General features: G+C 34.0%; 15 protein-coding genes. 13 read left to right on the plus strand and 2 right to left on the minus strand.

The genetic code is table 11. The features are described from left to right. The first annotated feature begins 1 nt into the window (after position 1). The 13 genes from EV196_RS08690 to EV196_RS08750 all read left to right on the plus strand — a co-directional run bounded on the left by EV196_RS08690 (position 2) and on the right by EV196_RS08750 (position 15,696). Positions 2-937: a PorP/SprF family type IX secretion system membrane protein gene (locus EV196_RS08690; protein WP_132217346.1), complete on the plus strand. Its 936-nt coding sequence runs from the start codon at positions 2-4 to the stop codon at positions 935-937. Between the two features lie 251 nt (positions 938-1,188). Further along, complete coding sequence (locus tag EV196_RS08695; RefSeq protein ID WP_207902835.1) at positions 1,189-1,458, plus strand: Asp-tRNA(Asn)/Glu-tRNA(Gln) amidotransferase subunit GatC; 270 nt, start codon at positions 1,189-1,191, stop codon at positions 1,456-1,458. 2 nt (positions 1,459-1,460) lie between these two features. Then, a complete protein-coding gene (locus EV196_RS08700) occupies positions 1,461-2,861 on the plus strand; it encodes an amidase family protein (RefSeq protein WP_132217347.1) in 1,401 nt (466 codons plus the stop codon). Continuing rightward, the gene (gene gatB/aspS, locus EV196_RS08705) at positions 2,861-6,196 is read left to right on the plus strand and encodes a bifunctional amidotransferase subunit GatB/aspartate--tRNA ligase AspS (protein WP_132217348.1); all 3,336 of its coding nucleotides are present in this window, start codon (positions 2,861-2,863) and stop codon (positions 6,194-6,196) included. The genes EV196_RS08700 and gatB/aspS overlap by 1 nt, the downstream gene beginning before the upstream one ends. A 273-nt stretch (positions 6,197-6,469) precedes the next feature. Next, positions 6,470-7,318 (plus strand): aldo/keto reductase, encoded by an 849-nt coding sequence (locus EV196_RS08710; RefSeq protein ID WP_132217349.1) that lies wholly within the window; start codon positions 6,470-6,472, stop codon positions 7,316-7,318. Positions 7,319-7,467: 149 nt separating this feature from the next. Then, positions 7,468-8,022, plus strand: a complete 555-nt coding sequence (locus EV196_RS08715; protein ID WP_132217350.1) for a ferritin — start codon at positions 7,468-7,470, stop codon at positions 8,020-8,022. 167 nt (positions 8,023-8,189) lie between these two features. Then, a complete protein-coding gene (locus EV196_RS08720; RefSeq protein ID WP_132217351.1) occupies positions 8,190-10,034 on the plus strand; it encodes a hypothetical protein in 1,845 nt (614 codons plus the stop codon). A gap of 156 nt (positions 10,035-10,190) precedes the next feature. Further along, positions 10,191-10,433 (plus strand): hypothetical protein, encoded by a 243-nt coding sequence (locus EV196_RS08725; RefSeq protein ID WP_132217352.1) that lies wholly within the window; start codon positions 10,191-10,193, stop codon positions 10,431-10,433. Between the two features lies 1 nt (position 10,434). Continuing rightward, positions 10,435-10,728: a type II toxin-antitoxin system RelE/ParE family toxin gene (locus tag EV196_RS08730; RefSeq protein WP_243652212.1), complete on the plus strand. Its 294-nt coding sequence runs from the start codon at positions 10,435-10,437 to the stop codon at positions 10,726-10,728. A gap of 6 nt (positions 10,729-10,734) precedes the next feature. Continuing rightward, positions 10,735-12,186: an FAD-dependent oxidoreductase gene (locus tag EV196_RS08735; protein ID WP_132217353.1), complete on the plus strand. Its 1,452-nt coding sequence runs from the start codon at positions 10,735-10,737 to the stop codon at positions 12,184-12,186. Positions 12,187-12,540: 354 nt separating this feature from the next. After that, positions 12,541-13,728: a TlpA family protein disulfide reductase gene (locus EV196_RS08740; RefSeq protein ID WP_132217354.1), complete on the plus strand. Its 1,188-nt coding sequence runs from the start codon at positions 12,541-12,543 to the stop codon at positions 13,726-13,728. 86 nt (positions 13,729-13,814) lie between these two features. Continuing rightward, the gene (locus EV196_RS08745) at positions 13,815-15,062 is read left to right on the plus strand and encodes an alginate lyase family protein (RefSeq protein WP_132217355.1); all 1,248 of its coding nucleotides are present in this window, start codon (positions 13,815-13,817) and stop codon (positions 15,060-15,062) included. Between the two features lie 100 nt (positions 15,063-15,162). Next, positions 15,163-15,696, plus strand: a complete 534-nt coding sequence (locus tag EV196_RS08750) for a DUF2911 domain-containing protein (protein WP_132217356.1) — start codon at positions 15,163-15,165, stop codon at positions 15,694-15,696. Between the two features lie 170 nt (positions 15,697-15,866). On the opposite strand, the gene EV196_RS19875 is transcribed toward EV196_RS08750, so the two are convergent. Then, a complete protein-coding gene (locus EV196_RS19875) occupies positions 15,867-16,004 on the minus strand; it encodes a hypothetical protein (RefSeq protein WP_162880120.1) in 138 nt (45 codons plus the stop codon). 25 nt (positions 16,005-16,029) lie between these two features. Further along, the gene (locus EV196_RS08755; protein WP_207902837.1) at positions 16,030-16,659 is read right to left on the minus strand and encodes a 7-carboxy-7-deazaguanine synthase QueE; all 630 of its coding nucleotides are present in this window, start codon (positions 16,657-16,659) and stop codon (positions 16,030-16,032) included. Between the last annotated feature and the right edge of the window lie 77 nt (positions 16,660-16,736).

The raw sequence follows: 16,736 nt of genomic DNA on the forward strand, positions 1-16,736 counted from the left end.
AATGATGAAAGAAAATAATTCACGTACCATATTAGTTTGTTTAACGCTCATTTTTGTTCTAATTGTAATTAAAACACAAGCACAACAAACACCTGCATTTTCAGAGTATAATTACAATCCGTTCATCCTAAATGCGGCATATGCTGGCTTAACCGAAAATACCGAAATATCCATAGCAAATTCGGGTCATTTTAACTCTTTTGAAGGCAGCCCAAAAAGCTTCTCCTTTAGTGGGCATGGGCAATTAAACCGAGGAAAAATGGGTGTTGGAGCCGGTATCATCCGAGATGAAATTGGTGTCACAACTTCAACATCTGCATTTGCAGCTTATTCCTATAAAATATTTTTTGATTTTGAAAACCACAGACCAAATTGGCAGATATATAGCCCAGGCGTTATTTCCTTCGGAATTACCGCTGGCATTCAACAATTTCAAGATAATTTATTAGAATTAGGTATTGTTGATGACCCTAAATTTGCCGAAAACATTAATGCCACCATTCCAACTATTGGGCTTGGTTTCTTATTCAATCATGCATCCTTCTACGCAGGTGTTTCGGCTCCCAATGTATTAGGAGATGCGTTGGCAACCGACGATAATTTACATTTAGAAAACCCCGTTTATGGCTATTTTGGCTATCGTTTTTTCAATAACAGATTTGAAAATTTAACGATTAAACCTAACGTCCTTATTAAACATGAAAATGGTGCACCTCTGCAAGTCGATATGAATATTGCCGTAAGTTTCAGAAATAAATTTGAAGTTGGCGCAGGCTACAGAACAAGTTCTTCGGTGAATCTATTAGCAGGTATTTACCTATTAAATAACCTTCGATTTATATACAACTATAATGTAGCAATGAATAATTCGCCTTTAGGAAATACACATGGTTTTATTTTAAGTTGCCAGTTTGGTAAAGGTTACAGCATCGATTAAACAGATAATTTAAAAAACCGCTAATTAAACTTTAAGTTTTTTAACAATTTGATAAAATAAAAAAGCATCTTACATAAAATAGTGATTTGCACATATATTCTACATATATTTGAGGCAGAATATTTAGCAATGATAAATAATAACAATAATAATTTCAATAATCCTAATTTTTAGGACAGGAAGGTTGTTGTTTAAAAATATATAAAGCCTTCCTAAAACGGGAAGGCTTTTTTTAATTTAAAATGTAAGAGATGAGTAAAATTATGACAGTCGACATCTTGTCGAGTATTAAAGGAGCACAACCCAGTGAGGCGGTGAACAAATTATTTGATGTGATCAAAAATGCACAACCTACAAATAATAACTCTTTTAATAATAATCATAATAATGGCGTGTCGCTAAACGATTTAAGAGACGATGTAGTGATTGAAAGTTCTGCTATGGAAAAACAAATCATTATCGAAAATTTTCCAAAATCAAAGAATGGGTATTTGGTAGTTTCTAAAGTTATAGAAGAATAATTATGGACTCTCAAATAAAACAACTTCACCAACAACTGGTGAATAAAGAAATTTCTTGCACAGCTTTAGTTCAAGAAAAATTAGATGCTTTAAAAGCCAATACCAACAACACTGTAAATTCTTTATTAGATACTTTGGCACTTGAACTAGCCTCAAAAGTTGATGCAAAAATCGCAAACGGCGAAAGTATTGGTTTGTTGGAAGGTATTCCATTTGGTATTAAAGATGTGTACATGGTTCAAGGCACTTACACAACAGCCAGCTCCGATTTACTTAAAAATTACAAATCGGCATACACCGCAACAGCTATTCAAAAATTATTGGATGCGGGTGCTATTCCATTAGTAAAAGAAAATTGCGATAGTTTTGGTCATGGGTCTTCTAGTGAAAATACCATTTTTGGCGCTGTAAAAAACGCGATTAACCCCCATTTAGTAAGTGGTGGTTCAAGTGGTGGTTCTGCCGTAAATGTGGCGAAAGATTACACCGTATTTTCTATTGGTGGTGATACAGGAGGATCTGTCCGTCAACCTGCTGGCTACAACCATGTCTATGGTTTAAAACCAACTTACGGGCGTATTTCACGCTACGGATTGATGGCGTATGCTTCATCAACTGACTGTGTGGGTCCTATCGCCAAATCGGTGGAAGATATTCGTATCGTGTTGAATATAATGAGTGGCAAGGATTCTAAAGACCAAACCACGTACGCTTCCGCGGAAATTGACGAAACTTCTATTACGAATTCAGAAGGCATTAAAACCATTGGATATTTTAAAAATTTCATTGAAAGTGATGCGATTGATCCTAAAATAAAATCTGATTTTTTAGCATCCATTGAAAAAATAAAAGCAAAAGGCATTGAAGTAAAAGAATTGGATTTCTTTAAGTCTGATATCCTAGTTTCAACCTATTATACCTTAGCAATGGCAGAAACTGCCTCTAACCTATCACGTTTAGATGGTAGTAACTACGGTAACAGAATAGACGATAAAAACCTAAAAGAATCATACGCTGTGACACGTTCTGAGAATTTTTCCGAAGAAACAAAACGACGTATTGTGGGTGGAAACCAAGTATTATCTCAAGGGTTTTCAGATGAAATATATTTAAAAGGTTTAGCACTTCGTGATGCTATTTCAGTAAATTTTGAAAACGATTTTAATGAAGTCGATATCATTTTATCACCCGTAACACCGAATTCCCCTCCAAAAATTGGCGATAGTTTAAAAGATCCGCACGCCATGTATTTAAGCGATGCATACACCGTTGGTTTTAGCTTAGGGCAGCTACCAACGTTAACCGTACCACAAGGCACAGAAACTGGCTTACAAATTACAGCCGCAAAAAATAACGACGAACTTGTTTTGAAGTTTGCTAACTTCTTAAAAGACACATTATAATGGATTTAGAACAATTAGATGCAGCGTTAAAAACGCACGATTTAGAGTTAGTTATCGGACTTGAAACGCATGTTCGATTAAACACAAAAACCAAGTTATTTTGTTCGTGCCCAAACCAGGAAATAGACACGCCAAACCAAAACATCTGTTCGGTTTGTACAGGTCAAATGGGCGTACTTCCTGCTATTAACAAAGAAGCAATTACCAAGGCTATTTATTTTGGAAAAGCGGTAAATTCATCATTTCAAAATGAAGTCATTTCCTGGGACAGAAAGCATTACGAATATCCTGACAATCCAAAGAACATCCAAATTACGCAGTTTCATAACCCCGTAATTCCAGATGGACAAGTATCTTGTTTCCGTAATGATGGATCGCAATTTACGGTTAATTTAACGCAAGTTCACATTGAGGAAGATGCGGCTAAATTAATGCACGAAAAAACAGTTTCGTTAGTCGATTTCAATAAAGCGGGTGTGCCGTTAATTGAAATTGTTACCGAACCTTGTATTCGCCATATTGAAGATGCTTCCACGTATGCGCAATACATTCAGCGTATTGTTCAGAATTTAAAAATATCTGAAGCAAATCTTGAAAAAGGTGAGTTTAAATCCGATGTTTCGGTATCGCTTCGTAAAAAAAGAAGTTACGATTTAAACCCACGTACCGAGATTAAAAACTTGAATTCGTTTAAGTTTATGGTCGATGCGTTAAAGGAAGAAGTTGAAAAACAACTCAACTATTATATAGAACATAAAGAGTTTAGACCCGACCAAACCACGGTTTTATGGGATGCCGATTTAAAGCAAACCAAAACCATGCGTAAAAAGGAATTTGAAGCCGATTATCGTTTTATTTCAGAGCCCGATTTACCTTTTGTAAATATTAAAAATGTGGTGGAATCTATTAAAGTAGATGTAAGTTCATTGCCTTTTGCTGTAGAATCTATTTTAATTAATGGTGGTGTATTGCCGCAAGATGCTAAGTTTTTTACGGCAGATTCGTTACGTTCTGAAACTTTTGTTGCCATTAATAATGTACTTAAAGATCCATCATTCGTTGCGAAAACATTAGTAAATAATATCGGTGCCGATGAGTATGGAGACATTCACAGAATTGAACACCTGATTGAAATTTTTCAACTTTTTAAAGATGAAAAAATCACATCGGTATTGGTTCAAAATGCCATTACAAGGTATTTAAAAGACCGAACTTTTGATTACATTACCTATTTTGAAGAGAATACCATTTCCGAAGAAAAAATACAAGAAGCGATTTCAAAAGTGATTGCAGAAAATGAAGCTATTGCCAATGAAATTAAAGCTGGAAACCAAGGAAAAGCAGGTATTTTAGTCGGAAAAATTATTGCCATTATTGGAAAAGGTGCTTCAGGAAAAGTGATTCGTGAAGGAATTTTAAATCAGTTGCAAAGTTCAAATTCAACAGTTGAAAGTGCTTTAACCTCTAATGAATCACCAAAAACTAAAAACCAAAAACCAGAAACCAAGGAGGAAGAAGCTCTACCTCAAATTCCCATCATCATCAAAGAGGAATACAGAACCCATTTAATAACGGATATTTCCGATGTAAGTATTTCAGAAAAAGTAACCTTTGCAGGTTGGGTTTCGAGTGTGCGTGACCATGGGGAATTGATATTTATCGATTTACGCGATTCCAGTGCCGAAGTATTCCAAGTGCGTTTAAGTAGAGAATCCTTCCCTAATTTAGACGAACTGGTAAAACTAAAACCAGAGTCGGTTATTACCGTTACGGGAACTATTGTACAACGTAAAGAAGACGATTACAACACCGCTTTACGAACTGGAAAAATTGAATTAGAGGCAACCGATTTAGATATTTTAAACCTATCAAGAACGCTGCCTTTTGAAATAAAACGTGCTACAAAAACGAATGAAAACATCCGTTTTCAATATAAATATTTAGACCACAGAAATGACGATGTGCGCCGTGTGATTGTGAATCGCCACAAGGTTATCAAGTTATTACGTGATATTTTAGACGACCAAAATTTCCTAGAAATTGAAACACCTATTTTAAGCGCAGGTACCGATGAAGGCGCACGCGAATTCATTGTACCAACACGCAAACAACCTGGTGCGTTTTATACCTTACCACAAGCACCTCAGCAATTCAAACAAATGTTGATGGTAAGTGGTTACGAAAAGTATTTCCAAATTGCACGTTGTTTTAGAGACGAAGATTCTCGTGGCGACCGTCAACCAGAATTTACACAATTAGATATTGAGGTTGCCTATGCGAGTATGCAACAAATCATCGATTTAAACACCAACATGTTTAACGAGGTGGTGAACAAAATATATGGTAATAAATGGATTTTACGCCCTTTTGAGGTCATTACCTACCAAGAAGCCATGGAGTTTTATGGTTGTGATAGACCCGATTTACGTTTCGGTTTAAAACTTCAAGACATCACCCACATTGTAAAAGATACCACATTCCAAGTTTTTAGTAAACCTATTGAAGATGGTGGTATTGTAAAATGTATTAAAGTGTCTGCGGAAGAACAAGGTAATAAACGTATCTCGAAAGGGCAAATTGAAAAACTAACCAGCATTGCACAACAGCATGGTTTGGGTGGTTTGGCTTATATTATTGTAAACGAGAACGATTTACAATCGCCTATCATTAAATTTTTAGGTGAAGATATTGCTGCAGGAATTATTGAAACAACCAACGCGCAAGTGGGTGATATCGTGTTTTTCTCGGCTGCCGATTATGCCACTGCCAACAAAGCCTTGGATGCCGTACGTCAAGAATTAGGTAAAATGTTGCATTTAATTAATGCGAAGGAATTACGCCCTGCATGGGTGGTTGATTTCCCAATGTTTGAAAAAACAGATGAAGGTCGCTGGACGTTTACCCACAACCCATTCTCAATGCCTGCGGTTGTCGATTTAGACAAACATATGAATGGCAAGGAAGAAGAAATTGGCAGCATCATTGCGCAACAATACGATTTAATTTTGAACGGTTACGAAATTGGTGGTGGTTCTGTACGTGCACACAAGCCAGAAATTTTGGAAGCAACCTACAAAAACATGGGTTACAACAAAGAAGAAATGCTTAAAAGCGTTGGCACCATGTACAAAGCGTTCCATTATGGCGCGCCGCCACACGGTGGTATTGCTTGGGGTGTAGACCGTTTGATGATGATTTTAGAGAAAAAAGCATCCATACGTGAAGTGATGGCATTCCCAAAAACAGGAACTAGTGAAGATCTACTATTTGGAGCTCCTTCCCTACTTTCCGATAAAAAAGTGGAAGAAATGAATGTGCGGGTTATGAGGAAATAAAAATAATTTTAGATTAAACAACATGCCTATATAAATTAAAATCCTGATAGTTTTCAATCGGGATTTTTTAATGTATTACAGATTTCTTTTCATACATCTTAATAGCATGATTATTTAAGCTCCTTAAAAACAAATCACATACTAACTCAAAGCTTATTCAAGCTAATTATAGATTAATAAAAAATAGTTAACTTTAAGTTTTATAACGGCTACTAACCATTTAAAAGACCAAACTTCTTTAAGCATTTGATTAAAAAATAATTGAACAAAAACATGAAAAAATTAATCTTAAATGATGGACAAAAGATCCCAATTGTTGGTTTTGGAACTTACAAATCTACCGAACAAGAAGGTATAGAATCAGTAAAAAGTGCCATTGCCCAAGGCTATTCATTAATAGATACAGCTGCTGCTTATGGAAACGAAGACGCGGTTGGAAAAGGTATTAAAGCGAGTGGTGTTTCCAGAGAAGATGTATATGTTACTACTAAATTATGGCGTGAGAGTTTAGGTTATGAATCTACCAAGAAAGAATTTGAAAAATCATTGAAAAGACTGAATCTGGATTACATTGATTTATACTTAATACATTGGCCAGCGAATGCTAAAAATTACGATAATTGGCAACAAACAAATGCAGATTCGTGGCGTGCCATGGAACAATTACAAGCTGAGGGTAAAATAAAATCGATTGGTGTTAGTAATTTTTTTCAAGAACATTTAGAAGCATTATTTGAAACCGCTCAAGTACTTCCTGCAATTAATCAAATAGAATTTCACCCAGGCTATTGGCAAAAAGATTTAGTAGCCTACTGCAAAAAACAAAACATTGTAGTGGAGTCTTGGTCGCCCTTAGCACGAGGTAAAGTATTTGGAAATGGCGTACTAGAGGCTATTGCAAAAAAACATAATAAATCAGTTTCTCAAATTTGCTTGAGATGGATAATACAACACGATGTGGTGATAATTCCAAAATCGACGTCACCCGAACGCATGGCAGAAAACATCCAACTATTCGATTTTGAATTGAATATTGCAGAAATGGAACAGATAAATAAACTTCCTGAAATGGGGTTTAGTGGTGAGTTGCCAAATATATGGCCAGATAGAATTAAAATTTAAAAATATTAAAAGCTCTAAATACTCTCATACTGTTGAATACTGATATAATCAACAAAACAACATATGAAACGTATTTGAGTTAATCTTTTATGCTTTTAAAGCAATTGTCCACATTAATAATATTTAATTTTATTGAAAATATATTAGACATGGACACGAACAGATTATCAAAAAAAATAGAAGATATTTTAAATTCTCAAGTTACTAAAGAAGCAGAAGCAGCACAAATATATTTATCTTATGGGTGTTGGGCAGATAGCCAAGGGTACGGAGGTATTGCAAATTATTTTTTCAGACATTCTGGAGAAGAACGGAACCATATGATGAAAATCATGCAATATATTATGGGTCGTGGTGGCGAGGTAAAAGTAACGGCCATTAAAGCCCCACCAAAAAACCCAGCCGACCTGCAAACTTGTTTTGAAAACACGTTCAAGCATGAAGTGGATAATACCACGGCTATTTACGATATTGTAAATTTGGCACATGATGAAAAAGATTGGGCAACCTATAATTTCGCTCAGTGGTTTGTTAAAGAACAAATTGAAGAAGAAAAATTGGTGATGGATTTATTGGATAAATTAAAAATTGCTGGTGGACCTAAAGCAAGTGATGAATCGCTATTCAACCTTGACAAATATTTAGGAGAAGCCCCAGATGATGCACCATTACCACGTGAAGCCTCGATGGATAAACCAGAATAATCACTCAAATCATAAAATAAATTTTAAAAATCCTGATAGTTTTTCTATCGGGATTTTTTTGTTTACTGTAGGAGAAATTGATTACATTTACGAAGTTCGATTAAATAAATTACTATATAATAAATTTTCAACAAGCTGAATCAAAAACTAACTTAAAAGAAAAAAACATGAAACTAGAAAAGATATTAGATAAACTTGGTTCATTAGAGAAAAACTCTTTCATAAAAATTATTGATAATATTATTTCTAAAAACCCTAAAAACGCAAAGGAAATTGAGAAAATTTTAAGTTCTTCGGATAAAGGACTTAAATCTGTTGATAATCTTAACGTATCGAACATTTTTAGTTTAATTTCTAATGAATTTACCGAACATCTACTTTGTGAGTTTCAAGAGGCTAATTCTCAATTGGACATTCTTATTGATATAATTATTAGGGACGGAAATTGTATAATGAAACAAGATTGGTTTTCAAGATTGTATGAAACTGAAATCAAAAATTTAAAAGTTAAAATTAAAATTCTTAACGCTGAGTTAGAAAATGAAAAATCAGAATTAAGTGAATCAAGAAAAAGAGATTATCGTATATACAAAGCTTGTCTTTCGACCGCTTATAATAATGATGTTGCGAATAACAGAGAAACAAAAATTACTTCAGATGAACTTTCAATTATATTAACTTTATCAAAACAACTTGGATTATCACAAGAAGATGTTAAGCTAATTAATTATTCAATATTGCCAATTAAAAAAGCAGACATTCAAGATGTAATCAATAATTTGAAAAATCTTGGAGTTGTTTTCTTTTCAAAGAAAGAAAATACGATTTTTATAGCAGATGAAATGGTAAGTTTGCTAAGAAAAGTTAGAAAAAAAGAAGTTGCTGAAAAATTTTACAGAAGAACATTAAAATTATTAAGAGAGCCTGTAATTAATCAAATCGCTAAAGATCATAATATTGACCGAAAATTGACAGTATCACAAAAGATAGAAGAAATAATTAAAGATGGTATTTCATTTACAGATTTACTTACAACTGAAATCCATAAGCAAGATCTTACCCTAACCGAAAAGAAAAAAACACTTAATGAACTTTGTGAAAAGGGACTTAATTTAACCAATTTAAAAGGTAACACATTAGAAGATAAAATTAACAGCCTAATTGATCATTTTGATAGTGTTGAGAAAGATGAAAAAGTTGGAATATCTATTGATGGTTTTGACAAAATGCTTACTGAATTAAATAAATCTTTACCTAAGCTAAACAAAGAATTGAAGGAACAATTTGAATTACAAGAAGAATATGTCTTAAATGCAGATTTTCTGCTCGATTATAATATAAAACCTAGAGACATATTAGATTTAATTATTAAACCTGATTTATCAAAATTCATAAAAGATAATGGAATTAAACAAAGAGGAGATGATATATTGAATATTCTTGAACATTTCAAAGATGTCGAAAATTTGTATCTAGAAAACTATGCAAATGTGGGATACCGTAATTTAAACTTATTAAAAGAAAATGGTATCTCAGTTAAAGAAAGTGAACTTGGGTTAAAGTTTGAAGAATTAACTAAAATAATTTTTAAATCTTTAGGTTTTAATGTTGATGACAAATTCAAAAACCAACTTAACACTCAAAAGGATATGATGGATATTCTACTTAACCTAGGTAATGAGGAAATTATTATTGTAGAATGTAAAACAATTAAAGAAAAAGGTTATAATAAATTTAGCACTGTTTCAAGGCAATTAAAATCATATCAAAATTTAGCTATTAAAAATAATTTGAGAATCGTTAAAATATTACTTATTGCTCCTGAATTTAGTGATGATTTTGTTTATGATTGTGAAATGGACACTGAAATGAATCTATCACTTATAACAGCTTCAACTTTAACTAAAATTTTCGAAGCATTTAAAACATCTAAATATAAAGAATTCCCACATGTTCTTTTCAGAGATATAGTAATAAATGAAGAACGCATAATAAAAGCATTAGCTAAATAAAACAAGATGTGATTTTATAAATACAAAAACTTTATACTTCATATCCTTACAAACTTTGAGTTATGAAAATTATAAAAAACCATCTATTTAAAACAACTAACAACATTAGGAAAACTCAATAAAATATTGGATATTTAATTTAGTAAAAAAAAATAAATGGCAACAGTTGACAAAATAAGGAATGGATTGATAGATAAAATACAATCTATTAAAAACAAAGATATCTTGATGGCACTAGATACTTTAATTGCATCAAAAACTTCTGAATTGGAAACCATCAAGTTAACAGAAGACCAGAAAACAATGCTAAAAATGAGTGATGCCGACATAAAAAACGGAAAACTTATTTCTCAAGAAGCCATGGATAAGCGAAATCTAGAATGGCTAAACGCAGTGTAATATGGACAAAACGGCGGATATTCAATTCGTTGGAATATTAGAATTTTGGGTAAAAAGAAATAAATCTAATTCTTATTCAAAAAAACTAGTACAATTGGTTTCTAATAAAACCAAACAAATAGCTGATAAACCATTTATTTACAAATTGTCTGATTTTAAAAACACAAGAGTTGCTTCAATGGGTCACTTCAGCATGTATTACAAAGTTACAGATGATCAAATAATAATTACTTCGTTTTGGGACAACAGACAAGACCCTAATGCACTTTTAAAAATTTTACAGAATAATAAATAATTGTAAATGTTACATAACGAAAAAACGAACTGGACAATTTGCAAGGAATGCCATGGACGAGGCAAAACAAGGCGACGACTTCGCAAAAAAGTGCGCCTTAACTACCAAAAAGCATTGGTGCATTTTGAAAGTACAAATGGAAAAGGCATAGCACCAATTAAACCAAAAGGGCACTTGGACACCTGCTCAAACTGTTCGGGTTCTGGCTTGGTTTCTGCTGTATCTTCTCCAATTCCCGACACCGAAAACTATCCAAATGTAGCTATTGTTGGTGGCGGTATTGGTGGCGTTGCTTTGGCTGTGGCGTGTTTGCACCGCGGTATTCCATTTACACTTTATGAGCGTGATAGTGGTTTTGATGCGCGATCTCAGGGTTACGGACTCACATTACAGCAGGCCAGTAAAGCCATTGAAGGTTTTGGCATTTTCTCGTTGGAAGAAGGTGTGGTTTCAACACGACATGTGGTATATACCACCGACGGCAATGTGATTGGTGAATGGGGCATGCGAAAATGGATGCAGAAGGAGGAGAAAACTTCAGCAAAACGTACTAATATCCATATCGCAAGGCAATCGTTACGATCAGCACTACTTGAGAAACTTGGTGGCGATGCTGCAGTACAATGGAATCATCAATTGATGGATTTTAAAGTGTGTGAAGACAAAAGCGTTGAACTCCGTTTTGAAGTTGACGGTACCATAAAAACCACCCAAGCAGATTTGGTGATTGGTGCAGATGGCATTAGAAGTTCGGTGCGTAAATTTTTAATTGGAGAACAAAAAACACCTTTGCGTTACTTAGATTGTATCGTAATTTTAGGTATTTGTCCGTTGAAAAACCTTGAAGGTATTGATAGTGATTTACTGGATTCGGCAACCGTATTTCAAACCGCCAACGGTAATGAACGTATTTACATCATGCCTTTTACTAATGATTCTGTGATGTGGCAATTGAGTTTCCCTATGCCAGAAGAGGATGCTAAAGCGCTGAGTTTGTTAGGTGCTAAAGCATTAAAAGAGGAAGCTATTAAAAGAACACCATGGCATGCTCCCATTCCGCAAATTTTAGAAGCAACTTTGGAAGCGCAAATTTCTGGTTATCCGGTGTACGACCGTGAATTACTCAAACCAGAATTATTAGAAAATGCAGGGCCCATGACTTTAATTGGCGATGCGGCACATCCTATGAGTCCGTTTAAAGGTCAAGGAGCCAACCAAGCTTTGTTGGATGCCTTAACTTTGGCGCGCATGCTATCAAAAAGTTGTGGTTCTTTTTCAAAATGGAAAGAAACTGGTATAAGAAACACAGTATTAACCAAGTTTGAAACAGAAATGATAAACCGCAGTGCCACCAAAGTGAAAGATTCGGCAGATGCTGCGCAGTTTTTACATTCCGATATTGTACTTCATGAAGGTGATGAACCAAGAGGTCGCGTTTTGAAGCGAAAAAATGAATAAGAACTTTAAAGCCAATATTCCATACCGTATGGGACATTAAAAAATCTGCGTATATCTGTGAAATTTGCGGGATATACTTTTTAAACAAGCAATGTTAATTTCCCACTGATTTCACAGATTTACGCAGAAAAAAAAAGTGAGGCTATCTTAAAAGTGTGATTTTGTATCATATTGAGCTTATCGAAATATCTTAACTCACTGACAATCAATATCAATTTCGACAAGCTCAACCAGACAAAGCAAATTCAAAAACACTTTTCACAAAAACTCTATTATTATTAATCGAACTCAGGTAATAGACCTTCATTTTTAAAATTGTATTTATTAAATTAGCTATTTAATACGTTACCAAAAATGAAAACCATCCTTATAAAAATTACGAGTCTTTTCTTATTAGTTTTAAATTTAATGGCCTGCCAACCTTCAGCAGATATTTTTGGTAAACTGGAAGGTGTAGAAAAGGGAGGTTTTAAAATGTATCTTATTCAACCTGAAAACTTAAGTGAAGTGGCTGCATCGTATTTAGGAACGGTTATAGATTCTGCCGAAATAAAACCAGATGGTAGCTTTAAGTTTCAAAATTTACCAATAACTAAAGAACCTGTTTTGTTTGAATTAGCCATTCAAGAATCAGGGAAATTTCCTAATTTCTTAGAAAATGATGATACCTCCAAGTCTAATTATATGCCAATAGTATGGCAATTTGGTGAATCCATTGAAATTACTGGTAATTCGAATGCCTTTCAAAAAACTTTCTCAATTAAAAACCCTTCCGAAGAAAACAAATCTTTATTAAATTTGAGAGATATCAACCAGAATGCCTACCAAACTTATCTGGAAGGCAAAGAATGGCACGTAGAAATTGGCGAACAATTGATGGCAAAGGAACATGCTATTTTACAATACCAAACAGCGTTAATAAACTTTGCAGATAACGCGCAACACTTCCACCCTGCTTTAGTAGCATTACGATGGGTAAGTCCTTCAAATTATTACGAGCGTGTGCCAGAATTTTTAGTGAGACAATGTACAAAATGGACCGAAGCCCAACCAGAACACCTATGGGTACAACAGCTTTGCAAACAAAGTGAACCTTCAAATTTACCAGTTTTAGTCGGTGACACATTTCCTAATTTGGAGTTACCTTTAATTACAAAAGACACCATTTTTATTAACAATGCATTAGGTAAAAAACTTACCATTATAGACTTGTGGGCATCGTGGTGCGCACCTTGCAGAAAGGAAAACCGTGATGTTTTAGTACCTATTTGGAATGCATACCATAACCAAGGTTTGCAAATAATGGCTTATGGTTTAGAAAGTGATGAAACTGCTTGGAAAACCGCCGTGGAAAAAGACGGCGCAGGACTTTGGTTTCAAGCATCCGATTTATTGGGAGACGACACCCCTATAATGAAACAAATTCGTGTGCAAACCATACCCGCCAACTTTATTTTGGATGCTAATGGAATGGTTTTAGCTAAAAACATTCACGGAACAACTTTAATAGAGTGGGTAAAAAATTATATGGAAAACGAATGAGACACTTATTTGAACATAACAGTTCAAAATCGATTAATTTAGATTTTAAAACACCTTTTTAATACGCATTCATTAAAAAACAAAACATGGTGACCAATAAACAAATTCCATACATTTTCATATTTTTTATTTTGTTAAGCTTCAAAGGATTTTCGGTTTCTTTATTGCAAATGGATACGCTTGTATTATACCAAGTAAAACAAAAAATTCAAGATGGTACGGCTTCAGAACGAACACTTTCAGCGTATAAAGCGCTTATCTCAAAAGCAAACAAATTACTTTCCATAGAAAACCCGACCGTTATGGATAAAACCATCATGCCACCTACAGGAAATAAACACGATTATTTAAGTATCAGTCGCTATTGGTGGCCAGATCCAGAATCGCCTAACGGATTGCCTTGGAGTCGAAAAGATGGAGAAACCAACCCTGATACGCAAACAAATGCCGTTGACAGAAAACGCTTAGGAACCTTAACTAGTGGTGTTGAAAACTTATGCCTTGCCTATTATTTTTCAAACGATACGCGTTATGCCGAAAAAGCTGCAAGCATGCTAAAAACATGGTTTTTAGATGAGGAAACACGTATGAATCCGCATTTGGAATATGCACAAAGTGTTCCTGGTAATTCAAAAGGCAGATCATCTGGTATTTTAGATGGAAAATCCATAGCTTCCGTAGTACCAGATGCTTTAATTATAATTTCAAATTCTTCATATTGGACCAAAAACGATACTGAAAACATAAACCAATGGCTTTCTGAATATTTAACTTGGCTAACCGAAAGTGAATTAGGTAATACTGAAAACAATCAAAAAAACAACCATGCATCATGGTATAAATTTCAAGTCGCTTCTTTAGCTTACTATTTAGGCAATGAAACTTTAGCCAAAGAAACAGTGAGTTTAGCTCAAGAAAGTTTAGACCAACAATTAGATTTTGAAGGGAAACAAACTCATGAATTAGAACGTACCAGATCTTTTTTTTATAGCTGCTATAATTTAGAGGCTTTAAGTAGTATTGCTATGGTAGGCGATAAAATAGATATGGATATGTGGAATTTTAAATCAAAAAACAAAAAGAGTTTAGCACTTGCAATAAGCTATATCACTCCTATAATTGATGGAAAAGAATGGCCATATACAGATATTTATGGTACCGATTTATCGCGTTTGGTTTCAACCTTGTCTCGAATGTCTAAACATTCAAAATCAAAAACGTATTCAAAATTACTATCAAAAACGATTGACATACTTCTTAAAAAAGAAAAATCGACACATGAGAAAAATGACATTCTTGATGCGCTGTGCTTAAAAGGCGAAATCAATATTTAAAAATACGTTTTCAAACTTTAACATCTGCCACAGACTTTTATAAAAAATTTAAGATTATTAAGGGCTATCTTTAAAACTTTACTAATCTCAAAAAATAAATATGAAAAAATCAACTTTAATTACAAGCATTGCTTGCCTTTTTATGATGCTTTTATCTGTTAACATGGAAGCGCAAAAATTTAGTTCTTTAGACAAAAGTCCGTTGGATGTAACCGCTTACCCAAGTAGCAGCAAAGAAACTAGTAAATTAGTAAAAGTAGTTTACAGCAGACCTCAACTTAAAGAAAGAGAGCTAAGCACTTTAGTGCCCAATGGTAAAGTATGGCGTACGGGAGCTAATGAAGCCGCCAATATTACTTTATATAAAGACATGAAAATTGGTGAAAAAGCAGTTAAAGCTGGTGAATATTCGTTGTTTACAATTCCTGGTGAAAAAGAATGGACTATTATTTTGAACAAAGATATTAATGTTTGGGGTGCTTATTCTTATAAAGAAACTAACGATGTTATTAGAATTTCAGCTCCAGTAAGTTCAGGTGATTCTTTAGAAGCTTTCTCTATTGCTTTTGCAGATGATGGCACCATGTATTTAGGATGGGACACCGTAAGAGTTGCTGTTCCTTTTACTATTTAAAGCTTTAAGTTTTAGGCAAAATATAAAGGAGGCTGTCTGAAAAGAGTATTGTATTTACTTTGTCAGGTTGAGCTTGTCGAAACTGATATTGATTATCTGTAAGTTAAAATATTTCGACAGGCTCAATATGACACAGAATTACACTTTTCAGACAGGCTCCTTTTTTTATTCTATAAAACTTTAAATACGTAACCCAGAAGCCAATATAAAATTAGGAAAACAAAGATGGTTCCAAAACAACCGCATTTACCGCCACCTATTTTTTTTGCACCCCAAGCAGCTCCTATAATTCGTAATAACTTTTCCATAATACGTTTTTAATAACGCACTAATTTAAGGAATATTTAAATATTTATGGGTTTGTAGAGATACTTTCCATTGCGGGTTTGCCATCACATAGTCCACAATTTCAGGAATTACTTTATCACGCTTGCTCCATTCGGGTTGTAAATACAAAATACAATCTTTATTTACTTTGGCAGATTGTTCTTCCGCAAAGCGAAAATCGTCTTTATTGTAAACAATCACTTTTAGTTCGTGTGCTTTTTCATAAACTTCCTTAGTAGGCAGTTTCATTTTTTTAGGCGATAGGCAAATCCAATCCCAGATACCTGTTAACTTATAAGCGCCTGAAGTTTCAATATGAATTTGCAAACCTTCCGCTTTAAGCTTAGTTGTTAAAGGCGTCATATTCCATGTTAATGGTTCGCCACCCGTAATTACTATGGTTTTACTATACTTTTTAGCGTTTTCAACAATTTTTGAAATATCTGTTGGTGGATGTAAATTGGCGTTCCAACTTTCCTTCACATCGCACCAGTGGCAACCCACATCACAACCGCCAATTCTAACAAAATAAGCTGCTGTTCCCTTATGGAAACCTTCTCCTTGAATGGTATAAAACTCTTCCATTAAAGGTAACATGTCTCCTTTATCTACTAAACTTTGTATGTCTTTATTCATAATCGTTTGCAAAGATAGCAGTTTGCTTGGTATTTGTTAGAAGTTTTATAAGACATGTTTATTTAATTTTATATATA

The organism is Mariniflexile fucanivorans (genome assembly GCF_004341235.1).
Taxonomy (GTDB): Bacteria; Bacteroidota; Bacteroidia; order Flavobacteriales; family Flavobacteriaceae; genus Mariniflexile; species Mariniflexile fucanivorans.